26 protein-coding genes and 1 pseudogene are annotated in these 24542 nt (G+C 63.8%); 8 read left to right on the top strand and 19 right to left on the bottom strand.

All coding sequences use genetic code 11. The features are described from left to right. Positions 1-56: 56 nt before the first annotated feature. From ftsH to ruvC, 14 genes and pseudogenes are all read right to left on the bottom strand, one after another. The gene (gene ftsH / locus ETW23_RS04510; RefSeq protein WP_129371745.1) at positions 57-1970 is read right to left on the bottom strand and encodes an ATP-dependent zinc metalloprotease FtsH; all 1914 of its coding nucleotides are present in this window, start codon (positions 1968-1970) and stop codon (positions 57-59) included. Positions 1971-2048: 78 nt separating this feature from the next. Next, a complete protein-coding gene (gene tilS, locus ETW23_RS04505; RefSeq protein ID WP_134829265.1) occupies positions 2049-3302 on the bottom strand; it encodes a tRNA lysidine(34) synthetase TilS in 1254 nt (417 codons plus the stop codon). Beyond that, positions 3299-4129, bottom strand: coding sequence for a tol-pal system protein YbgF (ybgF, locus tag ETW23_RS04500; protein WP_134829264.1), 831 nt, complete (start codon positions 4127-4129; stop codon positions 3299-3301). Before ybgF ends, tilS begins: the two co-directional genes overlap by 4 nt. 4 nt (positions 4130-4133) lie before the next feature. Continuing rightward, a complete protein-coding gene (gene pal, locus ETW23_RS04495) occupies positions 4134-4643 on the bottom strand; it encodes a peptidoglycan-associated lipoprotein Pal (RefSeq protein ID WP_027259881.1) in 510 nt (169 codons plus the stop codon). A 91-nt stretch (positions 4644-4734) separates the two neighbouring features. After that, on the bottom strand, positions 4735-6060 hold the full coding sequence (tolB, locus tag ETW23_RS04490; protein ID WP_134829263.1) for a Tol-Pal system beta propeller repeat protein TolB: 1326 nt from the start codon (positions 6058-6060) through the stop codon (positions 4735-4737). Further along, positions 6057-7202, bottom strand: coding sequence for an energy transducer TonB (locus ETW23_RS04485; protein WP_134829262.1), 1146 nt, complete (start codon positions 7200-7202; stop codon positions 6057-6059). Before ETW23_RS04485 ends, tolB begins: the two co-directional genes overlap by 4 nt. Before the next feature lie 15 nt (positions 7203-7217). Next, complete coding sequence (tolR, locus tag ETW23_RS04480; RefSeq protein WP_134829261.1) at positions 7218-7709, bottom strand: protein TolR; 492 nt, start codon at positions 7707-7709, stop codon at positions 7218-7220. Between the two features lie 3 nt (positions 7710-7712). Continuing rightward, a complete protein-coding gene (gene tolQ, locus ETW23_RS04475) occupies positions 7713-8408 on the bottom strand; it encodes a protein TolQ (protein ID WP_129371751.1) in 696 nt (231 codons plus the stop codon). A 105-nt stretch (positions 8409-8513) separates the two neighbouring features. After that, on the bottom strand, positions 8514-8897 hold the full coding sequence (gene ybgC / locus ETW23_RS04470) for a tol-pal system-associated acyl-CoA thioesterase (protein ID WP_134829260.1): 384 nt from the start codon (positions 8895-8897) through the stop codon (positions 8514-8516). 61 nt (positions 8898-8958) lie between these two features. Then, a complete protein-coding gene (thpR, locus tag ETW23_RS04465) occupies positions 8959-9501 on the bottom strand; it encodes an RNA 2',3'-cyclic phosphodiesterase (protein WP_134829259.1) in 543 nt (180 codons plus the stop codon). Next, positions 9501-10168 (bottom strand): annotated as a pseudogene (locus ETW23_RS04460) (hypothetical protein). The gene thpR and the pseudogene ETW23_RS04460 overlap by 1 nt, the downstream one beginning before the upstream one ends. A gap of 323 nt (positions 10169-10491) precedes the next feature. Next, on the bottom strand, positions 10492-11523 hold the full coding sequence (ruvB, locus tag ETW23_RS04455) for a Holliday junction branch migration DNA helicase RuvB (RefSeq protein ID WP_129371755.1): 1032 nt from the start codon (positions 11521-11523) through the stop codon (positions 10492-10494). Positions 11524-11667: 144 nt separating this feature from the next. Then, positions 11668-12357: a Holliday junction branch migration protein RuvA gene (ruvA, locus tag ETW23_RS04450; protein ID WP_129371756.1), complete on the bottom strand. Its 690-nt coding sequence runs from the start codon at positions 12355-12357 to the stop codon at positions 11668-11670. Between the two features lie 13 nt (positions 12358-12370). Then, positions 12371-12868, bottom strand: a complete 498-nt coding sequence (gene ruvC, locus ETW23_RS04445; protein ID WP_129371757.1) for a crossover junction endodeoxyribonuclease RuvC — start codon at positions 12866-12868, stop codon at positions 12371-12373. A gap of 326 nt (positions 12869-13194) precedes the next feature. Between ruvC and ETW23_RS04440 the strand changes: the two genes are divergently transcribed. Then, on the top strand, positions 13195-13413 hold the full coding sequence (locus tag ETW23_RS04440) for a DUF1127 domain-containing protein (RefSeq protein ID WP_129371758.1): 219 nt from the start codon (positions 13195-13197) through the stop codon (positions 13411-13413). A gap of 169 nt (positions 13414-13582) precedes the next feature. Here ETW23_RS04440 and ETW23_RS04435 read toward each other — a convergent pair whose 3' ends face one another. From ETW23_RS04435 to ETW23_RS04425, 3 genes are all read right to left on the bottom strand, one after another. Further along, on the bottom strand, positions 13583-13927 hold the full coding sequence (locus ETW23_RS04435) for a hypothetical protein (protein ID WP_134829258.1): 345 nt from the start codon (positions 13925-13927) through the stop codon (positions 13583-13585). 103 nt (positions 13928-14030) lie between these two features. After that, complete coding sequence (locus ETW23_RS04430) at positions 14031-14903, bottom strand: 50S ribosomal protein L11 methyltransferase (RefSeq protein ID WP_134829257.1); 873 nt, start codon at positions 14901-14903, stop codon at positions 14031-14033. A 146-nt stretch (positions 14904-15049) separates the two neighbouring features. Further along, complete coding sequence (locus ETW23_RS04425; protein ID WP_129371761.1) at positions 15050-16285, bottom strand: MFS transporter; 1236 nt, start codon at positions 16283-16285, stop codon at positions 15050-15052. 122 nt (positions 16286-16407) lie between these two features. On the opposite strand from ETW23_RS04425, the gene ETW23_RS04420 reads away from it, so the two are divergent. Next, complete coding sequence (locus ETW23_RS04420) at positions 16408-17469, top strand: YeeE/YedE family protein (protein WP_134829256.1); 1062 nt, start codon at positions 16408-16410, stop codon at positions 17467-17469. A gap of 138 nt (positions 17470-17607) precedes the next feature. Here the strand turns inward: ETW23_RS04420 and ETW23_RS04415 are convergent, their stop codons facing one another. Beyond that, complete coding sequence (locus tag ETW23_RS04415; RefSeq protein WP_134831261.1) at positions 17608-19803, bottom strand: primosomal protein N'; 2196 nt, start codon at positions 19801-19803, stop codon at positions 17608-17610. 81 nt (positions 19804-19884) lie between these two features. Between ETW23_RS04415 and fsa the strand changes: the two genes are divergently transcribed. The 6 genes from fsa to ETW23_RS04385 all read left to right on the top strand — a co-directional run bounded on the left by fsa (position 19885) and on the right by ETW23_RS04385 (position 23906). Next, positions 19885-20538, top strand: coding sequence for a fructose-6-phosphate aldolase (gene fsa / locus ETW23_RS04410; protein ID WP_134829255.1), 654 nt, complete (start codon positions 19885-19887; stop codon positions 20536-20538). Between the two features lie 396 nt (positions 20539-20934). Next, positions 20935-21633 (top strand): DUF484 family protein, encoded by a 699-nt coding sequence (locus tag ETW23_RS04405; RefSeq protein ID WP_129371765.1) that lies wholly within the window; start codon positions 20935-20937, stop codon positions 21631-21633. Beyond that, entirely contained in the window at positions 21630-22550 is a 921-nt protein-coding gene (locus tag ETW23_RS04400) for a tyrosine recombinase XerC (protein ID WP_129371766.1), read from the top strand. The genes ETW23_RS04405 and ETW23_RS04400 overlap by 4 nt, the downstream gene beginning before the upstream one ends. Before the next feature lie 51 nt (positions 22551-22601). Next, the gene (locus ETW23_RS25710; RefSeq protein ID WP_134829254.1) at positions 22602-22829 is read left to right on the top strand and encodes a GDCCVxC domain-containing (seleno)protein; all 228 of its coding nucleotides are present in this window, start codon (positions 22602-22604) and stop codon (positions 22827-22829) included. A 114-nt stretch (positions 22830-22943) separates the two neighbouring features. After that, positions 22944-23156, top strand: a complete 213-nt coding sequence (locus tag ETW23_RS04390) for a hypothetical protein (protein ID WP_134829253.1) — start codon at positions 22944-22946, stop codon at positions 23154-23156. A 39-nt stretch (positions 23157-23195) separates the two neighbouring features. Continuing rightward, the gene (locus ETW23_RS04385) at positions 23196-23906 is read left to right on the top strand and encodes a phosphatidylcholine/phosphatidylserine synthase (RefSeq protein ID WP_129371769.1); all 711 of its coding nucleotides are present in this window, start codon (positions 23196-23198) and stop codon (positions 23904-23906) included. A 112-nt stretch (positions 23907-24018) separates the two neighbouring features. Here ETW23_RS04385 and ETW23_RS04380 read toward each other — a convergent pair whose 3' ends face one another. After that, complete coding sequence (locus ETW23_RS04380) at positions 24019-24471, bottom strand: methylated-DNA--[protein]-cysteine S-methyltransferase (RefSeq protein WP_134829252.1); 453 nt, start codon at positions 24469-24471, stop codon at positions 24019-24021. Between the last annotated feature and the right edge of the window lie 71 nt (positions 24472-24542).

The following is a 24542-nucleotide window of genomic DNA, read 5'->3' as shown; positions in this document are numbered from 1 at the left end:
AACGTCCCGGAAACCGCAGCTGGTTTCCGGGACGTTTCATTTTCAGGTTAGGATCCTCACGCTGTCGGCTCAGGCTCCATGCCGCCTTCCGGCGGGGATTTTTTCGGCTTGGCCTTGGGGATTGCGGTGACCGAGGCATTACCCTCATCCTCGCCGCCATCTTCGTCATCGCCGGCTTGCGGCGGCTCGCCATTCATGACGCGCTTGATCTCTTCACCGGTCAGCGTCTCGTACTCCAGGAGACCCTGCGCCAGGCGTTCCCACTCATCATGATGGTCGGTCAGGATCTGGAACGCGCGGTCATAGCCGGCTTGGATGAAGCTCTTCACCTCTTCCTCGATCATCTCCTTGGTATTTGCGGAGACCGAGAAGCCGGCAGTGTTGCCCGAATAGCCCTCATGCGCTTCGGCATAGTCGATATTGCCGACCTTGTCGGACATGCCCCAGCGCATCACCATGGCGCGGGCCAATTGGCTGGCCTGCTGGATGTCGCCGGCCGGGCCGTTGGACACATGGTCCTCGCCGTATTTGATCACTTCAGCCGCTTTGCCTGCCATCGTCATAGCCAGCTTCTGCTGGCATTCATCACGGTGCCAGTTCAGCCGGTCCATTTCAGGCAAGGACACCACCATCCCCAGCGCGCCGCCGCGCGGAATGATTGTCGCCTTATAAACCGGATCGCATTCCGGCAGTATATGGCCGACAACCGCATGGCCGGCTTCGTGATAGGCGGTTTTTTCCTTCTGATCCTGGGTTAGCACCATCGAGCGGCGCTCGGCCCCCATCATCACCTTGTCCTTGGCCGATTCGAAATCTTCCATGGTGACAAAGCGGCGTCCGACGCGGGCCGCCATCAGTGCCGCCTCATTCACCAGGTTGGCCAGATCCGCACCCGAGAAACCAGGCGTGCCGCGGGCGATGATGCGCAGATCCACATCCGGCCCCAGCGGCGTCTTGCGGGCATGCACGCCCAGGATCTTTTCGCGGCCCTTAATATCCGGGTTGCCAACGGTGACGTTGCGGTCAAATCGGCCCGGACGCAGCAACGCGGGGTCCAGAACGTCCTTACGGTTGGTCGCGGCCAGGATGATCACGCCCTCATTGGCCTCAAAACCATCCATCTCAACCAGCAGCTGGTTGAGCGTCTGCTCACGCTCATCATTGCCGCCGCCATAACCGGCGCCACGATGGCGGCCCACGGCGTCGATCTCGTCGATGAAGACGATGCAGGGGGCGTTTTTCTTCGCCTGCTCGAACATGTCGCGCACACGGGACGCGCCGACACCAACGAACATTTCCACAAAGTCGGAGCCAGAGATGGTGAAGAACGGCACGCCGGCCTCGCCAGCAATCGCGCGCGCCAGCAGCGTCTTGCCGGTGCCCGGAGGGCCGACCAGCAGCGCACCCTTGGGGATCTTACCGCCGAGGCGCGAAAATTTCTGCGGGTTGCGCAGGAATTCGACGATCTCTTCCAGCTCTTCCTTGGCCTCATCAATGCCGGCCACATCGTCAAAGGTCACCCGGCCATGCTTTTCGGTCAGCATCTTGGCCTTGGACTTGCCGAATCCCATGGCACCGCCTTTGCCGCCGCCCTGCATCCGGTTCATGAAATAGATCCAGACGCCTATCAGCAGAATGAAAGGGAGCAGCGTGATCAGGAAGGACTGAAAGCCCGACTGCTGCTGTTTTTCGGCGCGCACCGGAATGTTCTTGTCGATCAGAAGTGCTGTGACTTCGGCATCGGCCGGTTTGATGGTGACATAGTTCTGCCCATCGGTCGTGGTGTAGCGCACCTGTTCCCCGTCCAAAGTGACGGTGCTGACCTTGCCGGTCTCAACCGAGCTGACGAAGTCCGAGAAAGTGCGTTCACGGCTCTGCATCGTGCTGCCGGAACCGCTGAACAAATTGAACAGCGCCAGAATCAGCAGAAACAGAACAACCCAGAAGGCGATATTGCGAGCGTTGCCCAAGGAAAGTTCTCCCTATCAGATAGGCGCGCCACACGGGCCGCCTGCGTTGTGCTTAAAATAAGGATCATTCGAGCAGGTTCAATGCGATAAAAGGGATGCAAAGAACTCTTCTTCGGTTCCGGCGGTTTCCGCCGACCAGCCATTGGCAAATCCAGCCGCTGGTGCAGCCGCCAATTCCCCGCCCCGCCACACTGCCGGAGTGGCCTGCAGCACGGCGCCCGGCATCCCTGCAGCACGCCAGTCCGGGCATAGTTGCAGACCCTTTTGGCCTAGCGCGCGAATCTCGCAACCCTTTGCGTCGCCGCCAAAAACCTTCCACCTGCCGTCCCAGGCCTGCCCCGGCAGAGAGGCCTCGCCGCGCACGGAATTATATTCGCGGCAGATCCATATTTGTTTGCTGGTGGTGACCAGACGGCAGCCCGCCAATGTGGCCGATCCGCCGTTGCGGGCCGCCAGAACGGCTTTTTCCATCGGCACGCGGCGCGGCGGGTAGGCAGTGCCGGAAATCCACTGAATGGAGCGCACCAGCAGCCGGTGGCTGATTTCACTGGGCAAAGTGCGGAATTTGCGCTGGCACAGGACAACTGCCCCCGCCTGAACATGCGCCAGGTCGCGGGCGGCAAGGAACACGTACCAGTCCAGCGCTTCACGGGCTTTGGCCATGTTGCGGGCAATCTTGGCAAAAACCGCAGGGGTCAGGCCCAGCGGCGCCAGTTCCTGCAGCGCCCGGCGCACCCGGACCCGTTCGAATCTGGTATCCTCGTTGCTCGGGTCTTCTGACCATGCAATGCCACGGCCTTCCAGATAGTCCCGCAATTCGCAGCGGGTTACATCCAGCAGCGGCCGCAGCAGCGTCACGCCGTTGTGCGTGCGCCGCTCTGCCATGCCCGACAGCCCGGTCACACCCGAGGCACGCGCCATCCGCATCAGCACCGTTTCGGCCTGATCATCGGCTGTGTGGCCCAGTGCCAGCACCGGGATGCCGTGGCGCCGTGCCCAGCCGGTCAGCAGATCATAGCGCGCCTCGCGGGCCTGATTCTGCAGATTGCCCTCTTGCGGCCCGTCTTCCCAGCGCAGCACCGCATGGCTGATGCCAAGCCGGGCTGCCGCCGCCCCTGCAACCTCTGCCTCTGCCGCCGCTTCCGGACGCAGCCCGTGATCCACAGTGGCTGCAAACAACGTGACTTCGCCGCCGGCGAAACAGTCGTGCAGCAGATGCAGCAGCGCCATCGAATCACCGCCGCCCGAGACAGCGATTCCCAGCCGGTCAGGAAGGGCGGAGCGGAACTGGCTCTGCACCAGGGGCAGGATATCGCGCCGCACGCCCGTCAAGAACAGCCCAGCTTGGCCATTTCCGCCGCGGCCTCGGCCTCTTCTGCCGCACCCGGAAAGCGCACGCCGACCTCGGCCAGCGTCACGCAGGCCTGATCGGTCTGGCCAAGGCGGCCCAGTGCCGAGCCCAGCTCAAACAGCGCCTTGGGGGCCACCGGCCCGGCGGAATTGCCGGAAAACGCCGCCAGATAGGCCCGCGCGGCCTCGCGGGTGTCGCCCAGCCCGTCCAGCGCCTTGCCGCGGCTGAATTCGGCGGCCGGCGCCAGCGGGCTGCCCGGATAGACCTGATTGAAAGCCGCGAACTTCTCCGCCGCATCCTGGTAAAGCCCCTCGGACAGCAGTTTTTCAGCAGCGTCAAAGTCCGCCTGCTCGCCGATTGCCAGCTCACCTGATGCCGGGCCGCCCGCGCCCTCCGCCTCAATGGCGCCGGCGCCTGCAACCGGCAGCTCACCGCCGCCCAGCGTGGTTGTCTCGCCCAGGGCGCCGATGTCGCCGCCTTCCAGCTCGACCAGCCGGAATTCAAGATCACCGATCCGGTTGGTGCCATCGCTGACAATTCGGTCGATCCGGTGGTTCATCTCCTCGGTCTGCAGGGTCAGCCGCTGCAGCTCGCTTTCAATCGCGCCGACCCGGTCCAGAACGGTATTGCCGGATAGATCCGCCGAGGGCGCGCCGGTGGTCGACAGCTCCCGCTTCAGCCGCTGGATTTCGACGTGCAATACAGTCAGCTCCTGACGGATATCAGCGAGGGTCTGCTGATTCTGCGCCGCCAGCGGCAGCGGCAGCAGCGGTACAGAGGCCAAAAGCGCAATGCGCAAAGATTTCATGGCGTTACCCCGTCAACCCGCCTGCCAGAACCGTCACCGCGCGGCGGTTCTTGGAATAGCAGACCTCGTCCGAGCAAATTTCCAGCGGGCGTTCCTTGCCGAAGCTTACCACCTTGATGCGGCTGCCGGCGACACCTTGGGACATCAGGTATTCGCGGGCGGCATTGGCGCGTTTCGCACCCAGGCCAAGGTTGTATTCGCGGGTGCCCTGCTCGTCTGCGTGGCCTTCGATGGTGACCACATAATCGGCGTTCCGGGCCAGCCACTGCGACTGGCCTTGCAGCGTTGCCTGGGCTGCAGGCGACAGGGTGGACTGGTCGATTGCAAACAATACCCGGTCGCCCACGGTCTGCTGGAAATAGGCCGGGCTGGCCGGATCCAGCGCGCCTGCACCGGCGCCTGCACCGCCTGCCCCGGCCCCGCCGCCGTTCAAATCGTCGTTCCATGGATTGCTGCTGCAAGCTGTCAGCCCCAGCACGGCCACCGCCGCCATTGCCAATTTCAAACCGCTCATATCGTCTGCCTATCCCTTTGCGTTTCTTAACCCGAAACTAGCATAAGCCCGGGGGTGGTACTATGCGGGTATCCCCGCCTTAACGGCCCATTTACTGCTGCAGCGGAGACCAGGCCGGGTCCGAGGCCCCGTCCGGCGTCCGTACCGGCTTCAGATTGCGCCCTGTAATGTCCACCGAATAGAGCAACGCCCGCCCAGTGCTGCCCTGGCTTTCACGGGTAAACATGATCACCCGGCCGTTGGGCGCCCATGTCGGCCCCTCGTCCAGGAACGAGGCAGTCAGCAAGCGCTCCTCGCTGCCGTCGGTGCGCATCACGCCGATATGGAACCGGCCCTTGTTCTGTTTGGTAAAGGCAATCATGTCGCCGCGCGGCGACCATACGGGCGTGCCATAGCGCCCCTGGCCAAAGCTGATCCGGCGCGCCTCGCCGCCGCTTGCGGGCATCACATAAAGCTGCTGACTGCCCGAGCGGTCGCTTTCAAAGACAACCTGCGACCCGTCGGGCGAAAACGACGGCGCGGTCTCGATCGAGGGCGCCGAGGTCAGCCGGGTCTTGCCCCCGGTTCCGATATCCATCGAGAACAGATCGGTGTTGCCGCCCTGGGTTTGCGAGTAAACCACCGTGCGCCCGTCCGGCGCAAACCGCGGCGCAAAGCTCATGATGCCGTCGCCGCTGGACAGGATTTTGCGCTGCACCTGGCCGACATCCAGCACATGGATCTGGGGAAAGCCGCTCTCATAGCTGGTGTACAGCACCCGGTCGCCAGTGGGCGAAAACCGCGGTGCCAGCACAAGAGACGCACTGTTGGTCAGATACTGCACATTGGCGCCGTCGTAATCCATGATCGCCAGCCGCTTGCGGCGGTCGTTCTTGGGACCGCTTTCAGAGACATAGACCACCCGGCTGTCGAAATAGCCGCTTTCGCCGGTGATTTCGCTGTAGATCGCATCGGCCACCTTATGCGCCATCCGCCGCCAGCCGCCGGTGGTGCCGGAGAATTGCAGCGCGCTTTCCAGTTCCTTTTCCGCAAACACGTCATAGCCGCGGAACCGCACCGTCAGCCGGTTGCCGGTGACGCTGACAGCGCCAGTGATCAGCGCCTGAGCGTTCACCGCTTTCCAGTCGGCATATTTCACCGGGTTGTCAAAGCCGGTCACCTTGGAGATATGAGCGCTGGCGGGCACTTCGCGGAACAGTCCGGTGCCGCTGAGATCCGCCGCCACCACTCGCGCGATCTGCGCCGCATGCTCCGCAGCCGAAGGGGTCTCGGGCACAAAATCCGGCACCGCATAGGGCAACGGCTCAATCACACCCTGATCGATCTCGATACGGAGCGGGCCGGTCTGCGCCGCAACGGCGCCCGCCCCGGCCAGTGCCGAAGCCCCGATCAGCACAGCTGCCAGAATTTTCCTCATTTGATCCGCATCCTTTCCGGATTGAATGTCATCTCAATATCACGCCATTGCGCATATTTTTCAGGGGGAAGCTGAAACCCCTTGGCTCCGCAGCGGATTATTGCCCGCCGAGCGGCCCCAAAGGCCTGTTGTGCCGCCGATGACGAGCCGCCAGTGCTTGACAGCATCCGGATGCTGCCGCTGTCCGGCTTGCCGTCCTGCGCCAGCGACACCGTCACCACCACCGTGGTGTTCAACGCATCCGTCGACAGCGACCCCACATTCCAGCACTGCGACACCGCAACCCGCAGGGCATCCTTTTCGCCCAGCGTCAGCGGCGGGCCGGATGGTTCCGGGGCCTCAACATCGGCACCGCCTGCCAGGGCTTCTGCCAAGGCATCCTCCACTGCGGAGGGCGTATCCGCCGTCTCCGGCTCCGGCTCCGGCTGCGCCTGCTCGGCCGGCTGGGCCGCTTCCACGGCCTCTTCCGGTTGCGGCTGCGGCCGGGCCGGCCGTGTCCTGGGCCGCACCGATACTGCCGGCGCAGCGGAGGCTGCAACGTCCTCGCCTTCGTTTTCTTCGGTCACAATCCGGTCGCTGGCAGCCTCGGGCGCAGTGGCCTCCTGCACCTCCTGTTCGGTCTCGGCGCCCTCTTCCGGTGCCACTTCCGGCTGGGCAGCATCGTCAACCCTGGTGTCCGGTTCTGGTGGCGCAACAGGCTCAGGCGCGACACGCTCCACCGGGCGCGGCGCAGTTTCAGGGCGCACCTGCGGCACCAGCGCAGCTATCTCCGGCTCCTCAGCCGCTGCAGGCGGCGTGTCCGGCACATCCGGCTCGGGCTGCGGCTCGGGGATCTCTGTCACTTGCGGATCCGGCGCCGCCGGCGCGACCGGTTCTGGCTGAACGGTTTCCGGCTCCGGGTCCGGCTGCGGCGCGGGCTCGGGTGCGGGCTGCACTTCGGCCGGTTCATTCAACGGTGCAGGTTCGGGGGCGACTTGCGGCGCCTGGCGCTGCTGGCTGAGCTTTTCAAACTGCTCGGCCGATATCAGCGCCACCTGCTGCACCCGGGACGGCAAGGGTTCGGAGGGGAACCAGGCGCCAAAGACAACCCACCCCATCAACAGCCCATGTCCGGCAAGAGAGATCCTGGTTCCGGTCTGCACCGCCCGCGTCCCCGCTTACTGCCCTGTGCCCTCAGACGGCTGCCCGTCCAGGGCCGGGCCGCCGGTGTCCGTCACCAGCCCCACGTTGGAAAACCCGCCTGCGTTCAGAGCGCCCATCACCTGCATGACATCCGCATAGGCGATCCTGCCATCCGCCCGCAGAAACACCCGGTCCGAGCTGCGCTCGGCCGCAATCGCCCGCAGCTTGGGCACCAGTTCATCGCGCGAAACCGGCGTGGTCTGGATTTCAACACCGCCCTCGGCAGTCATGGTGACAGTCAGCGGCTCTTCCTCATCACCGGGCAAGGCGCCCGCTGCGGTCTTGGGCAGCTCTACCGGCACGCCGACCGTCATCAGCGGTGCCGCCACCATAAAGATAATCAGCAGCACCAGCATCACATCCACAAAAGGCGTGACATTGATTTCCGACATCACCCTGCCGCGTCCGCGGCGGCGTCCCCGGCGGCGGTTGCTGCCTCCTGAAGGCTGCTGGACTGCGGCACCCATAGCTCAGGAATCCAACTGGCGGCTGAGGATGGTGGCGAACTCATCGGCAAAGCCCTCATAGCCGCCAATGATGCGGTCGCTGTCCGCGCTCAGCTTGTTGTAGAAAACCACTGCCGGAATGGCCGCCAGCAGGCCCAGCCCGGTCGCCATCAGCGCCTCGGCAATACCGGGCGCCACCACGGCAAGGTTGGTGTTCTGCTGTTCTGCAATCTCGATAAAGGCGGTCATGATGCCCCAGACAGTACCGAACAGCCCCACAAACGGCGCGGTGGAGCCAACGGTAGCCAGAACCGACAAGCCGCTTTGCAGCCCTTCGGTTTCCTTGGCGATGGCCACATCCATCGACCGGTCAATGCGTGCCTGCGCGCCAGGGATCAGCCCGCCGTCGCTGCGGTGGCTGCGCCGCCATTCCGTCATGCCTGCGGAAAAGATCCGGGCTGCCTGACCCGGCGGCCTTGCCCCGACCTGGTCGAACAGCTCATCCAGCGGATTGCCGGACCAGAAGGCGCGGTCAAAGGCATCCGCCTCGCCGCGCGCCTTGCGGTAGTTGATGGTTTTCTGAATGATGATGCCCCACGACCAGACCGAAGCCCCGATCAGCATCAGCATCACCAGTTTCACGGTTACGGTGGCCCGCGCGAAAAGGCCCCACATGGAGAAATCAATCTCCTGCGCCAGCGCCAGAGTTTCTGCTTCCATTCGCCTGCTCTACGATTTCCCGGCCGTTTCTCCGGCCTTATTTGGCCAAAGGCTAGCCCAGTTCAATGTCAAAGGCCATTAAAACAGGCGCTACTGCGCCAAATGTTACTGCAATGCGCGAATCTCTGCCGGAAGCCGCGCAGGCTTGCCGCCTGTGGTGATGCAGACAATGGTGACCTGGGCCCGGAACAGCGGCTGGCCGCCGCGCGTGACCTCTTGCAACAGCACCATCCGGGCCGGTGTCACATTGTGCAGCGCGGTAGTGACCAGCAGCTCCTCGTCGAATTTGGCGGGCGCCAGGTAATCCGCCTCAATCCGGCGCACAACATAGATCCGCCCGGCCTCGCGCATGGCGTTCTGATCGACACCGATGCCGCGCACCCAGTCGCTGCGCGCACGTTCAATAAACCGCAGGTAGTTGGCGTGATAGACGATCCCGCCCATGTCGGTGTCCTCGTAGTAGACCCGCACCGGGAATTCGTGGATCATGCTCTGCACTCCTGTGATTTGGCGGGCAATCTATGGCTGGGGCCGGACCGCCGCAAGCGCCTCAGCTCTCCAGCGGGTATTCCGCTAAGACATCATAGCGCGCGCCGTCGGGGGCCAGCGTAGACTGGTATAGCGCAAAGCAGTCCATATCGGTCTGCAGCCGGAAGCCCGCCGCCGCTTGCAGGAAACCGGCGATCTTCTCCAGCTGACCCGGCTGCAGATACCGCGGGAACCGGGCCAGCGTCACATGCGGGCGGAACCGTTCCCGCGCCAAAGCAATTCCCGCCGCCTGACAGGCACTGCGCACTTGGTTCCGCAGGCGGCTCAGCTCCGGCGTCTTTTGCACCGCGGCAGCCAGCACCCGCGGCTGCCTGCCGCCAAAGGTCTCCAGCCCCTGAATTCTGAGGGTCAGAACCGGCGCGCGGATGGCGGCGAGTTCCTGATGCAGGGCTTGCAGCATCTGTTCCGGCTGATCATCCAGAAATGCCAGCGTCAGATGCATATTCTCTGCAGGCACCGGCCGCCCTGCGGTCAGCTCTTCTTGCACGCGCTCCAGCGCAATCCGGGCTGCATCAGGCAGCGGCAAGCCCGCGAAAGACCGCATCAGGACTGCGGTTGCCCCGCCGCCGGCGCTTGCAACCGTGCAAACAAGCGCAGGGCGTGGGACTTGTCGTCCGCCGCCAGCGGCATCATCCGGTCATAAGCTGCCGCGATGATCCCTGCAATTTCGGGGCGCAGGATAGTGGCGCCGGTCTCCGGCAGCACCGCCAAGGGGGAGGTTTCAGCAAAGGCCGCATCGCCCCACATCAGCGCCACCTGCACCGCCTGGGTCAGCGCCAGTGTCTCGGCGGGCATCTGCGCCATCGCCCCCTGCATCCGCAGGAACACAAACGCCGCCTTGATGCCCCCTGATCGTCAAACCGGAACGCCCGGTACTGGCTGGCATCCGCCGCCTTCAGCCGTGCCACCAGCGGCGCCAGCCCGGGGATCAGCCGGTCCAGATCAGGCACTTCCAGCAGTTCATCCCAATCCAGGAAAAAGAAGAACATCAGGTTCGAGCCCAGCTCAGGGTCGGTCTCCGCCATCTGATGGCCCGCCAGCGTCATCACTGCCTCCAACGCACCCTTGACGGTTTTCAGCGTCTCGTCCTGAACGCCAAAAACGATCGGCGCTACCGGCCGGCCCCAGCGGGCACAAGCGTATGAGCCGTCTTGGCGGGTGAACAGGGCTTCGATCTGTTCGGGCGTCAGGTCTGGCAGCTGGGCGGTCATATGCGTCTCCTTGATCCTGTTCTGTCTATGCCGACTGTGCCGCGCATCGGCAAGGGGGAGGCTCCTGCGCCAGCCCGGCCCCCTGGCTGCGCCAGGCCGCCGCAAACAGCCTTGGGCCGGGCGCCGCTGGCGCGGCGCATCCAGCATTGCGTGAAACAGATGCGGTCCGGCTTCTTTCTGGTCAAAAACACCCCCGCCGGAGGCAACGCCGCGCTGCAGCTCAGCACCTGGCCGGAGCATCACACAGGCACATCGCCTCCACCTTCCGCCCCCATAGTATAGGCAAGCACGGGGGGTACAGCTTATGGTAGATACTCCGCCGCCTACCCGAACAGATCGTTCCGGGAACGCGGCGGCGCCATCCCCAGGTGGGTCCAGGCCTTTTGCGCCAGCATCCGCCCGCGCGGGGTGCGCTGTATCAGCCCTTGCTGCAGAAGGAAGGGTTCAATCACCTCTTCCAGCGCGTCGCGGCTTTCGGACAAGGCCGCGGAGATCGTCTCGATCCCCACTGGCCCGCCACCATAATTCTCGGCCACCAGGTTCAGATACCGCCGGTCGGCGCCATCCAGCCCCAGCTGATCCACCCCCAGCCGGGTCAGCGCGCCATCGGCCAGTTCGCGGGAGATCCTGCCATCGCCCTCCACAACCGCAAAGTCCACAACGCGGCGCAAGAGCCGCCCGGCGATCCTGGGGGTGCCGCGGGCGCGCCGCGCGATCTCGCGGGCGCCTGCATCATCCGCAGGCGCGCCCAGTTTGCGGGCATTGCGGCGGACAATCTCGAACAGCTCGTCAATGGTATAGAACTGCAGCCGGGTCGGGATGCCGAAGCGGTCGCGCAGCGGTGTGGTCAGCAGGCCCATCCGGGTGGTGGCCCCGACCAGGGTAAAGGGCTGCAACTCGATCCGCACGGTGCGCGCCGCAGGGCCTTCACCGATCACCAGATCCAGCTCGAAATCCTCCATCGCCGGATAAAGCACCTCCTCCACCGCCGGGTTGAGCCGGTGGATTTCGTCGATGAACAGCACATCGCTGGCTTCAAGATTCGTAAGGATCGCTGCCAGGTCGCCGGCCTTGGCCAGAACCGGGCCGGAGGTCATGCGGAAATTCACCCCCAGTTCACGGGCAATAATCTGGGCCAGAGTGGTCTTGCCAAGGCCGGGAGGGCCGTGGAACAGCGTGTGGTCCATCGCCTCGCCGCGGCGGCGGGCGGATTCAATAAAGACCTTCAGGTTGGCGCGGGCTTCGGCTTGGCCGATGAATTCACCAAGCCCCTGCGGACGCAAGGCACGGTCGTTTTCGGCTGAACTGTCCTCAGGCAGCGGTTCGGGGCGCAGAGCGGGGTCGGCGTCAATCATGGTACAGGTCTCTCTGATATGTCCCACCCGGCTGAAGGCCGGGCAGCGCCCGACCCTCCCGTTTTGCCGAAGGCAAACCTTTGGTTTGACGGGAGGGCGCTTCGCACCCGCCCAGCGTCGGGCGCTGCCCTTGGTGTTTCATCTTCACCCCTTCGGCGCCAGCAGCCGCAGCGCCGCGCGGATCAGCTCTGCTTCATCCGCATCCGGATAGGTGGCCGCAGCCTCAGCCACCGCTGCCGCCGCGTCCGACGGACCATAGCCGAGATTGCCCAACGCCGACAGCGCCCCGGCCGACGCCGCAGCGGCACCAGTGGGTTTCTTTGGCGGCGCCTTGCGGGCCGGTTTGGCAGCAGGTGCCGGCCCGGCGTCCTCGACCACCTCCAGCCCGGGGCCGTCCATCGCATCCGCCACAGCGCCCCCCATGGCCATCACACCCGGCGCCTTGTCCTTGAGGTCCAGCACGATGCGCTGCGCGGTCTTGGGGCCGACGCCCTTGGCCGCCTTCACCGAGGCCCAGTCGCCCAAAGCAATCGCCCGGCTCACCCCGTCCGGCCCCAGCGTGCCGAGAATGGCCAGCGAAACCTTGGCCCCGACCCCCTGCACCGAGGTCAGCAGCCGGTGCCATTCCTTCTCCACCAAAGAGGTGAAACCATAAAGCTGCATCAGGTCTTCGCGCACCACCATCTCAGTGTAAAGCGCGATCGCTTCGCCTGTGCCCGGCAGCGCCGCCATGGTGCGGTCGGAGCAATAGACGATATAGCCGACACCGCGCACGTCGATCAGCACGTGGTCCTGCGACCGGTAGTCGAGGCGGCCTGTCAGTTTGCCGATCATGCCAGCCTGCCAATCATGCGCGTTTCTCCTTCAGCTGCCGTTGCGACGTGCCGCCGTAATAAGCATGGCAGATGGCAATCGCCAGTGCATCCGCTGCATCGGCACCCTTGGGCGCACAGCCGGGCAGCTGCAGTTTGACCATATGCATGACCTGCTCCTTTTCGGCGTGCCCCACGCCCACCACAGTCTTTTTGACCCGGTTGGGGGCATATTCGCCCACCGGCAAGCCTGCCTTGGCGAGCGTCAGCAGCGCCACTCCGCGCGCCTGACCCAGTTTCAGGGTGCCGGCACCGTCCTTGTTCACAAAGGTCTGTTCGATCGCGGCCTGATCCGGGGCATAGGCCTCAATGATTTCGGTGACCTGATTGTGCAGCGACAACAGACGCTCGCCCAGATCATCGCCATCCGAGCAGCAATGGCCGTTGGCAACATGGCTCAGCCGCGGGCCATTTGATTCGATGACCCCCCATCCAAGGGTGCGCAGCCCCGGATCAATTCCCAGAATCCGCATGATGTGCCCGGTCCCCGTCTGCTCTTTGCAATTATTTTCCCAACGATTAGCACAAAACGCGAACATGTCCAATTGCTTTCCCTGCGCGCCGCGCGCCGCCAGGGAGGCAAATCCTGTCCTGAAACCGACCTTCAGCAATAGGCGGAACGACATTTCCCGGCAAAAGCAGCGCGCAGGCAAAGCGCCCTTGTTATTAAGGCGCAAAGCTATGCGCGCTGTGCATATGACGCATGCAATTTCGGATCTTGCCGGGTTGGATTTTCCTCACTAGATGCCCGCCATCGCAACATCGCGACGAAGCCAACACCAGATCAGAGGACACGGATATGGCCGCATTTGACACCACCCGCACCACCTATGGCTCCACCGGCCTGTTTGGCCGCTTCGGCGCACTGGTTGCAACCGCAACCGGCATGTTTGCTGCCTGGAATGACGCCCGTGCAACCCGCAACGCCCTGTCGGGCCTGACCGACCGCGAGCTGGCCGACATCGGCATGTCGCGCGGCGACATCGAAGCCGTTGCCACTGGCAAAACTGCTTTCTGAGCCCTCTTTTTCCGCCCTGCCTCCTCCCTCGGGGCGACTAGGGAAACGCCGCGGACCTGACAAGGCCGCGGCGTTTTTTGTTGCCGGATTGCGCGGCAAGACCGCGCCGCAAAAAAAGGCCGCCGGCTCCCCCTGCCAGCGGCCTTTTTGCCCCCTGCCCGCATTGCTGTCAGCGCAGAACGGGCCCGATTTTCCGGGCCAAGAAGACTGACACCGGGTCTGCCTGCATCAGGAAGGCGCCCGCGCGTTCAATGCCGCTGCCGCCGGCCAGCGTCTGCACCCGCGCGTCATAGCTGCCAAAGCCAAGCGCCGCCATCAGGAAGCCCTTGAACAGCAAAAACGCCGCCGCGAAGAAAATCAGCGAGCGTCCTGAAATCCGGGATTGCAGCCGTTGCGGCTTTACCACCAGCAGCCCGTCCGGCCGCAGCTTTGCGGAATAGCCCGCGGAAAGGGCTTCATGTTTGCGGTTGATGTGCTTCAAACGCGCCTGGAACTGATCACGATGTTCGCCCATTACGAGCCTCCGAACTGGCCCCCACCAGCGGATGGCCCATCTTTGGCTCGAATTGGGGCGAAAATGCGGCAAACCATTCAAATTCGCCGCAAAGTTAAGTCAATCAGCCCGCTTTACGGAGAAGTAACGTTGTCCATTCACCAATTTCATCCCGGCGCTCGGGATTGATGCCGTTCTGCGCATAAACGTTAACCACGTCCTCGGCCTGCTCGTTCAGAATGCCCGAGAGAATCGCATAGCCGCCGGGCCGCAGATTCGCAGCGACATCCGGCGCCAATGCCACCAGAGGGCCCTTCAGAATATTGGCGAAGATGAGGTCGAACGGCGCCTGCGCCTGCAGATCCGGGTGATCAAAACCGGCGGCTTCCACACAGGCAACCTGGCCTTCCATGCCATTGGCCTTAAGGTTTGCTTCGGCGACTTCAACCGCCACCTGGTCAATGTCGCTGGCCAGAATGGTGCCGTCCCAGACCCGGGCTGCCGCCATTGCCAGCACCGCGGTGCCGCAGCCGATGTCGGCCACCTTTTCGCCATGAAAGCCCTGATCCAACAGATGATCCAGCGCCTTGAGACAACCCAGCGTGGTGCCGTGGTGGCCGGTGCCAAAGGCCATCGCCGCCTCGATCAGCAGCGGGATCCGGTCCGCAGGCAGCTTGTCCGCGTCATGCGAGCCATAGACAAAAAAGCGCCCCGCTTCGACCGGTGCCAGTTCGCGGCGCACATGGGCGACCCAGTCGGTTTCCGGCAGTTCCGAAACCACAAAGGGCTTGGCTTCATGCATCGAGGCCAGCAGTGCAAGACCGGCCGCATCCGGAGCATCGGTAAAGTAGCCGCCAACTTCCCACAGGCCCGAGCCGTCCTCCATCTCAAAGACGCCCACACCGCTGGGTTCCGGGGTCAGGCGTTCCATGGCTTCGCCCAGCGCTTCGGCCTGGGTTTTTCCGGTGAGCGTGGTGAGGGCAGTGTATGTGGGCATGGCGTCTCTCCTGAAACTGTTGCCCAGCGCCTAGGTCGCCGCGCCGCCCGCGTCAAGCACCCCGGCCTGGCCGCAGGCCAGGCAGCGCCCGCGCACACAGTGAGCGCGGGCGCTCGCCCCGCGGCTGGCGCCACGGGGCTGCTGGACTATTCTGCCGGCGCCGGGCTTGCGTATTTGCTGAAAATGGTCTCATTGCCAGGTTCCGGATGGCGCGGGATCAGCAGCGACAGGGACAGCGACACCAGCGCCATGGCCGCCGCCAGGACAAAGACCATTCCGGGCGACAATACCCACAAAAGACCCAGCAGCACCGGCAGAAACACCGCTGCAATATGGTTAATGGTAAAGGCCACCGCTGCGGTTGGTGCGATATCCCCGGGATCGGCGATTTTCTGGAAATAGGTTTTCAGCGCCAGCGCCAAGGCAAACAGCACATGGTCGATCACGTAGAGCACCGCCGCAACCGCCACCCCCCAGCCGAACCAGTAGATCCCGCCATAGGCCGCAAAGACAATCGCCAGCCCGGTGTATTCGAAAATCAGCGTCCGGCGCTCGCCGAACATGGCCACTGCCTTGCCCAGCATTGGCGCCAAGACAATGTTGATCACCAGGTTGATCAGGTAAAGCCCGGTCAGCTCATGCACATCAAAGCCGAATTTTTCGACCATCATGAAGCCTGCAAAAACCACAAAGATCTGCCGCCGCGCGCCGGCCATGAACTGCAGCGCATAGTACAGCCAATAGCGTTTGCGCAGGATCAGCTTCTTGGTCTGCGGATGCGGCGCATCAAACTGCGGGTAGGCAACCAGCGCAAACAGCGCGATCAGCGCCGTTGCCCCGCCTGCGGCCAGAAAGACAGTATTATAGGCCAGATCAAACCGGTCCCAGGTCAGCACGATGAGGCCGTAGACCACCAGCGTCGCCGCTGATCCAGCAGCCACCAGCCAGCCCAGCGTCTGCGGCGCCTTCTCCTTGGACAGCCACTGCAGCTGCAGCGACTGGTTCACCGTCTCATAATAATGAAAGCCGATGGAGCTGAGCAGCGTCACCATCAGCAACCCGCCCAGAGAGGGGAACCAGGCGGTGACAGCTGTGGCCACTCCCAGCAAGGCAAGCGAGATCAGCCCCAGCACCTGCTCGCGCACAAACAGGATCACCGCAATCACGCCGACCGCCAGGAAACCCGGGATCTCCCGCACCGTATGCAACAGGCCGATATCGGCGCCGTCGAATTGCGCTGCCTCGATTACGAAATTGTTGAGCAACGCGCTCCAGGCATTGAAGGCGATCGGCATCGCCAGCGCCATCACAAACAGCAGCACCATGGGACGGCGCCAGAAGGGGAGGCTTTGCGCCTCAAGCAGGGGCATGGGCTTGAACATATCCAGCATCTACGCTCCCCAACGGGATTTGGCGAGAGGGCAGCGGCCAATGCACATCTGATCTGCATCAATGCAGAGGTGGCCGCATAAACATATCACCATTCGTGAATGGGAGATTTGTGATGGATCTGGTTCCTCTGGTTGAACATATCGGTGAGGCCCCTGCCGCCGCGTTGTTCGGGCTTCTGACTGGCGCTGTCTTCGGGGTGGCGGCGCAAAGATCTCGCTTCTGCCTTCGCGCAGCTACGGTGGAATTCGCCAGCGGCCGCCTGGGGGACAAGGTTGCGGTTTGGCTGCTGACCTTCTCCACGGCTGTTGTCTGGGTGCAGGCGGCGCAGATGCTTGACCTGATGGACAGCGCCGATGCAAGGATGATGGCGGTGCCCGGCAGTTGGTCCGGTGCCATCCTGGGCGGGCTGATGTTCGGCGGCGGCATGGTGCTGGCGCGCGGCTGTTCAGGGCGGCTGCTGGTGCTGGCAGCCACCGGCAACCTGCGCTCGGTTGTGTCGGGGCTGATCTTCGCCGTTGTCGCGCAAATGAGCCTGTCCGGCCTGCTGTCGCCTTCCCGGGACTGGCTTGCCGGGCTCTGGATAACCGAAGGCGGGCGCAATCTGGATCTCCTGGCTGCGCTTGGTCTGCCAAAGGCGGGCGGGCTGGCACTGGGCCTAGCCACCGCCGCCTTGGCGCTGGTGCTAGCGCAGCGCAACCGGATCGGCGCGAAAAGACTGATCTTTGCCTCCGGCGTTGGGTTTGCTGTCGCGCTGGGGTGGGTGCTGACTTATGCGCTCAGTCAGGTCAGCTTTGATCCGGTGCAAATCGAGAGCGCCACCTTCACCGGACCATCGGCGCACACGTTGATGTTCTTCCTTGACCGCAATGCAGTTCTCGAGTTTGACATCGGCCTGGTTCCCGGCGTGTTCATCGGCGCAATGCTGGCCGCGGCGCTGGCCGGAGAAATGAAACTGCAGGCCTTTGACAGCCCCTCCACCATGCGCAAGGCAATGATTGGCGCGGCTTTGATGGGTTTTGGCGGCATGCTGGCCGGCGGCTGCGCGATCGGAGCAGGTGTCACCGGCGGTTCAATTTTCACTGGCACCGCCTGGGCCGCGCTGTTCTGCATGTGGGCCGGGGCGGTCGCTACCAGCTTGCTGATCAGAGATCACGCCGAAAGTCTGCGGGTTTGATCAAACGATAGATGCGAGGCTCTGCCTCGCGCTCCGGGATATTTTAAACCAGAAGAACAAGGGGGCCAGCCTTCTTCTTGCTCAAAATATCCCGGGGGAGGCCGCAGGCCGGGGGCGGAGCCCCCTTTCATCCCGGCATCAAAAGAAACTCTGAGGATCAATATCAATGCTCAGCCGCAAGTCCCCTTTGAGACGCAAGGGCGCGGTCCAGCGGGCGATCGCCGCTTGCAACGGCACGCCCTTTGCCGCCTTGATCAGCAGCCGCACCCGGTGGCGGCCGCGGACGCGGGCGATGGGTGCTGGGGCCGGGCCGAATACCTGCGCACCGATCTGGCGCAACGGACCGTCGTTGCGGGCCATCGCATTGCCCAGGTCAAAGACTGCTGCCAAGTCCGGCCCCGACAGAATGATGCCTGCCATGCGCCCATAAGGCGGCACGCCGGCGGCCTGGCGCTCAGCAGCCTCGGCTTTCCAGAAGCTCTCCTCGTCCCCCGACAGAATTGCCCGGATCACCGGATGTTCAGGCTGAAAGGTCTGCATCAATGCTTCGCCGGGCCGCTCTGCCCGCCCGGCCCGGCCCGCCACCTGGCGCATCAGCTGAAAAGTGCGTTCGGCTGCACGCAAGTCCGAACCTTGCAGGCCCAGGTCGGCGTCGATCACCCCCACCAGCGTCAACAGCGGAAAGTTGTGCCCCTTGGCTACCAGCTGGGTGCCGAGGATGATGTCGGCCTCCCCCTTCGCAATTTCCTCGATCCGGCTCTTCAGGGCACGGGCGGAGCCGAACAGATCGGAACTCAGCACCGCGATCCGGGCCTCGGGGAACAGGGCAGTGGCTTCCTCCGCCAGCCGTTCGATGCCGGGGCCGACGGGGGCCATCTTGCCCTCCACCTCGCAGGACGGGCAGGCCTCCGGCACCGGTTTGGTTTCACCGCATTGATGGCACATCAGCCGTTTCATGAAACGGTGCTCGACCATTCGCGCGTCGCAATGGTCGCAAGCCACCTGGGCGCCGCAGGCGCGGCAGATGGTGACCGGGGCAAAGCCGCGGCGGTTCAGGAACAGCAGCGACTGTTCGCCCCGTTCCATCCGCAATTTCATCGCCCGTTTCAGAGTGGGCGAGATCCAGGTGGCGGGCAGCAGATCCTCTGACCGCATATCGACGCTGCGCATCTCCGGCAGCACCGCGGCACCAAAGCGAGCTGTCAGGTCCAGACGTTTGTATTTGCCCGCCTCAGCGTTGACCCAGCTTTCCAGGCTGGGTGTAGCGGAGGCCAGCACCACCTGCGCCGAGCACATCGCCGCCCGCAGCACCGCCATGTCGCGGGCGTTATAAAGAACTCCATCTTCCTGCTTGTAGGAGGTGTCGTGCTCCTCATCGACGATGATCAGGCCCAGATCGCGGAACGGCAGAAAAAGCGCCGAGCGGGCACCGATCACCAGCTGCGCTGCCCCCTGCCCCACCATTTTCCAGACCCGGCGGCGCTCGGTCATTGTGGCGCCGGAATGCCATTCCGCAGGATTGGCGCCGAACCGCGCCTCAACGCGGGTGAGAAATTCGGCTGTCAGCGCGATCTCCGGCAGCAGCACCAGCGCCTGCCGCCCGGCGCGCAAGGCGGCGGCGACCGCTTCCAAATAAACCTCGGTCTTGCCCGACCCGGTAACACCTTTCAGCAATGTGGTGCCGTAGCGCCCGCTGTGGACGCCTTCGGCCAAGGCGGCGGCGGCACTTGCCTGATCCTCGGTCAGCTGTTTGCCGGGCAGCTCCGGGTCCAGCAGCGGATAAGGCGTGTCGCGCGGCGCCTCCTCCTCGCGCAAGGCGCCCTGCTTCACCAGCCCCTTCACCACCGAGGGCGTCACATCGGCCATATCCGCCAGCTCGCGCGGGGTGAAGGCAAGGCCGCCGTATTGCTCCAGCACCTCCAGCACCCTTGTGCGGGCATCGGTCATCCGGTCCGGCACGCCCTCGCCCCGGCGCAGGATCTTGCGCATCGACGGCGGATCGCTGAGGCCCGGCGCCCGGGTCGCCAGCCGCAGCATCGCGGGCACCGGGGTAAGCGTATAGTCAGCCGCCTTGCCCAGAAACTGGCGCATCTCGGTCCGCATCGGGGCCACGTCCAGAACCCGGATCACCGCACGCAGCTTGGCCGAATCGAAATCGCCTGCACCCGGCCCCCAGACCACGCCCAGAACCTTGCGCGGCCCCAGCGGCACCTCGACATAGGCGCCTAAGTAACAGCCGCCCTCCGGTGCGCGGTAATCCAGAAGCCGGTCAAGGGGTTGCGTCGTCAGCACCCCGACCCGTTCGCCTGCCTGAAAGAACTCCTGCCCGCTCATGCTGCTGCCCATGTTGCCGCCCGTAATCCCATGAGGTAAAGGCAGAAGCGACAGAGGCCAACCCATCCAAAGGACTGCCCCATGAAATTCTTCGTAGATACCGCCGAGATCGACGCGATTGCCGAGCTGAACGATCTGGGCATGGTGGACGGTGTCACCACCAACCCGTCGCTGATCAAGAAATCCGGCCGCGACATCATCGAAGTGACCAAAGAGATCTGCGCCCTGGTCGACGGCCCGGTATCGGCAGAAGTCACCGCAACCGATGCCGATACGATGATTGCCGAAGGCCGCAAGCTGGTGGAGATTGCAGAGAACATCGCGGTGAAGGTGCCGCTGACCTGGGACGGCCTGAAAGCATGCAAAACCCTGTCCGATGACGGCCACATGGTGAACGTGACCCTGTGCTTCTCCGCCAATCAGGCGCTGCTGGCGGCCAAGGCGGGTGCAACCTTCATCTCCCCTTTCATCGGGCGTCTGGATGACATCAACCTGGACGGCATGGAAGTGATCGAGGACATCCGCACCATCTATGACAACTATGGCTTTGAAACCCAGATCCTGGCCGCCTCGATCCGTTCGGTGAACCACGTGCTGGACTCGGCCCGGATCGGCGCCGATGTGATCACCGCGCCGCCGGCCGTGATCAAATCAATGGTGAACCATCCGCTGACCGACAAAGGCCTGGATGCATTCCTCGCCGATATCAAGGCGGCGGAGATCAAGATCCTCTGATCCCGCTTAGCGGATCCAGGACCGTGAAAGGCGCCCCTGATCGAGGCGCCTTTTTCTTTGCAAACTTTAGTACCAGTGTTTTTACAAGCACCTTCCTAACCGCAGCGAAGCACTCCCGCGTCCCCGCACGCCTCGGCTGACGCCGGACCGCATGGGGTCTTGGGCCCGGCAGTGCACCTGCGGCGCGCTGCAGGGGCGTTTCACGCCGCCGCGCCGGGCACCTGCCCGGCGCCCCGCCCAACGGACGCTGTGCATGTAAATGCACTGCCGGCGGGCGGGAGCAGCACCGCCGCTGCAATTTCCGCTGCAACTGCATTTTTCCGCAGCAAAGCCCGGCTCCCATGCTATACAGGTCACCAAACCCGTCAGAGGTCCGGATCCGCAAGAGTTTTTGACATGAGCAGTTCAGCCAACCTGGAAACCCAGTTGCGCGAGGCGATCCTCGCCAAACCCGATGCAGTGCTGCAAGACCAGCACCTGATGAATGCCCTTGTCGCCGCCAATGAGCGGGCAATGGGCTCCAACGTCGTCGATCTGCGCGGCATCGCGATGGAGCGGATGGCGGCACGGCTAGACCGGCTGGAGGATACCCACCGCTCGGTGATTGCCGCGGCTTATGACAATCTGGCCGGCACCAACCTGATTCACCGCGCCGTCCTGCGGCTGCTGGAACCGCAGGACTTTGCCGGCTTTCTGGCCTGCCTGGAACAGGAGATGCCGGAGATCCTGCGCGTGCAGTCCCTGGCGCTGGTGCTTGAGACCGCCCAGCCCGGCGGTGCCGAGATTGAACGCAAGTCCGGCGCCCTGAAGCTGTCAGGCCCCGGTTTTACCGAAAGCTATGCCGGCCAGCCCGGCAGCCAGCGCATTGTGACCCTGCGCCAGACCCAAAGCGGCAGCCCGCGTGTTTACGGAGCAAAAGCCGAATGGATCCGCTCCGAGGCCTGCCTGATGCTGGATCTGGGCGAGGGCCGCCTGCCTGGAATGCTGGTGATGGGTTCCGAAGATCCGCATCAGTTCTCGCCGATGCAGGGCACCGATCTGCTCGCTTTCTTTGCCGGCGTCTTTGAACGCGCGATGCGCTGCTGGCTGTCATGACATTGATCTCCCCGGCCTGCCGCGATGCCCTGCAGCTTTGGCTGGAGCGCTTGGGCGGGCTGGAGGCTGCCTCGGCCAACACGCTGGCCGCCTACCGCAGCGATGTCAGCGCTTTCCTGGCCTTCATGACCGAACACTCCGGCGGCCCGCAAGGGCTGGGTGCGCTGGCGCGGATCACCACAGCCGATATGCGTGCCTGGATGGCCTCGGAGCGCGGTTCGGGCACCGGTGCCCGCTCGCTGGCGCGCAAGCTATCGGCAGTGAAAACCTTCTACCGCTGGCTGGCGGAGCGAGAAGGGTTTGAACCCGCTGCAGTGCTTTCTGCCAGGGCGCCGAAATTCCAAAAGAAACTGCCCCGCCCGTTGGCGCCGGATGCCGCCAAGGCGGTGCTGGAAACGGTGGAGCTGCAATCGCAAACCGATTGGGTTGCAGCCCGTGACGTGGCGGTAGTCACACTGCTGTACGGCTGCGGGTTGCGGATCTCAGAAGCACTGAACCTGACAGGCTCCGACGCGCCGCTGCCGCCGGTGCTACGTATCCTGGGCAAGGGTAAAAAGGAACGGATTGTGCCGGTTCTGCCAGCAGCGCGCGACTCGGTGGACCGCTACCTTGCGCTCTGCCCGCATCCGCAGGAGGCACAAGCACCGCTGTTCCGCGGTGTGCGGGGCGGTGCGCTGAACCCGCGCCAGATCCAAGGGGTGATGGCCCGGACCCGCGCCCAGCTGGGGCTGCCCGCAACGGCAACGCCGCACGCGCTGCGCCACAGCTTTGCCACCCATCTGCTGGAAGCAGGCGGCGATTTGCGGGCCATTCAGGAGTTGCTGGGGCACGCGTCCCTGTCGACCACCCAGGCCTATACGGCGGTGGATACCACGCATCTGATGGACGTCTACATGCGGTCGCACCCCAAGGCATGACTTGACCCCAAAGCCTGACTGGCCTTTGCTGAAGCCAGGGAGGCCTGCCGCATGTCTGCAACTGAACCCGCAACACCCGTTTTGACCAGTGTTCTTACCTGTCCTGCTTGCGGGCATGAGGCCGCAGAAGAGATGCCGCAAGACGCCTGCCAATGGTTTCATGAATGCCCGGCCTGCCGCGCCCTGCTGCGGCCAAAACATGGGGATTGCTGCGTTTTCTGCTCCTACGGCAGCATTCCCTGCCCGCCGGTACAGACAGGCGGCAACTGTTGCGGCTAGCGTGGCCGCGCATATGCATTCGCTAAAATGCGTTCTATTTTCGCGGCAGCGGGAAAGCTGCTGTTAAGGCGCTGCGGGCTTGATGGCAGAAACCGATCCAGAAAGGATTCTGCTATGACCTGTTACGGCTATTCAGCCTTGTTTGCCGATGGCGCCCCTGCAGCCCCTGCCCCGCCGCCCGGAACGCAACCCTGGGAGCGGGCACGCGATATGCCTTCCAATGCCCCCTTCTCCTCGCCTGACATCACCGCTCCAGCCCCCTTTGGCCAGCGCATGGCCCGCATCCAGTTCTCCAACGGTACGGATTTCCGCCCAAAGCTGCATTGAATGCTTGCGGGATTCGGCCAAATTCGCCATCAGGGGCGCATGACACCTCAGATCCGTGCCCTCTCCGTTCATCTGCTGACTGCAACCGGTGCCGTGTTCGCCATGCTGGCGATGCTGGCAGCGGCGGACGGCAAGTGGAGCCTGATGTTCGTCTGGCTGGTGATCGCATTTGCCGTTGACGGCGTCGATGGCCCGCTGGCCCGGCATTACCATGTCAAACGCTACTCGCCGGAATTCGACGGGGTGCTGCTGGATCTGATCATCGACTACCTGACCTATGTCTTCATTCCGGCCTTTGCGCTGTTCCAATCGGGATTGATGGCAGGCTGGACCGGCTGGTTTGCCATCATCGTCATCACCTTTGGCAGCGCGATGTACTTTGCCGACACAAGGATGAAGACCAAGGACAATTCCTTTGCCGGCTTTCCCGGCTGCTGGAACATGCTGGTGCTGGTGATCTTTGCGCTGGAGCCGAGCCATTGGACCATCCTGGTACTGGTGACCCTGCTGTCCGCCGCCATGTTCCTGCCGCTGAAGTTCATTCACCCGGTGCGCACCGCGCGCTGGCGCAAGGTGTCATTGCCCATGGCGCTGGCCTGGACCTTCTTTGCAGGCTGGGCCGCCTGGGTTGATTTCCACCCCGCCAGCTGGGCGCATTGGGGGTTGGTGGTGACGTCGGTCTACCTGCTGTTTGTCGGCATTGCCCAGCAGATCGTGCCGGAACGGCGGCGCAAATCCACAGCGGTTTGATACGTCGCTGACAATGGGGCGCTGCCCCTCTGCGCCCTTGGCAGGACGCATTCACCCCGGGATACTTCCGGCCGGAAGAAGCAGCAGGAGCGCTGCAGGCCGGACCCTGCGTTCAGATCAGCAGGCCCGCAGCGCCTTCATGTTTCAAAAGCGTGACTTTGGTTTCCACCCCGCCCTGGCCCGAAAAGCCGCCCAGACCCGTGGCGCTCAGCACCCGGTGGCAGGGAATGATCACCGGGATCGGATTGGCGCCGCAAGCATTGCCAACCGGCTGCGGCGGAGCGCCCAGATCCTTGGCGATTTCTCCATAAGTGCGGGTTTCGCCAAGCGGGATCGCCAGCATCGCAGCACAGACCGCGCGCTGAAAGTCCGAGCCCTCTACAAACAGCGGCAGATCGAAGCCCGTCAGCTCACCGGAAAAATAGGCACGCAACTGCGCCAGCGCGCTGTCCAGAAGCGCCGACTGCCCGTCCGCCTGAGCTGACCAGGCAAGACGCACAATGGCGCCGTCCCGCTCTGTCACGCTGAGCGCACCCACGGGTGTATCAAGGCTCGCTGAAATCATGGGTCCTCTCCGGAGCGTCTACTGGCTGCGCATCTTCTGCAGGAATAGCATCAGAAGCAAGGGCATCTCCG

The sequence above is a fragment of the Leisingera sp. NJS201 genome (assembly GCF_004535885.1).
Taxonomy (GTDB): Bacteria; Pseudomonadota; Alphaproteobacteria; order Rhodobacterales; family Rhodobacteraceae; genus Leisingera.
The sequence above is the reverse complement of the archived record's forward strand: the minus strand, read 5'-3'. Positions and strand labels throughout refer to the sequence as shown.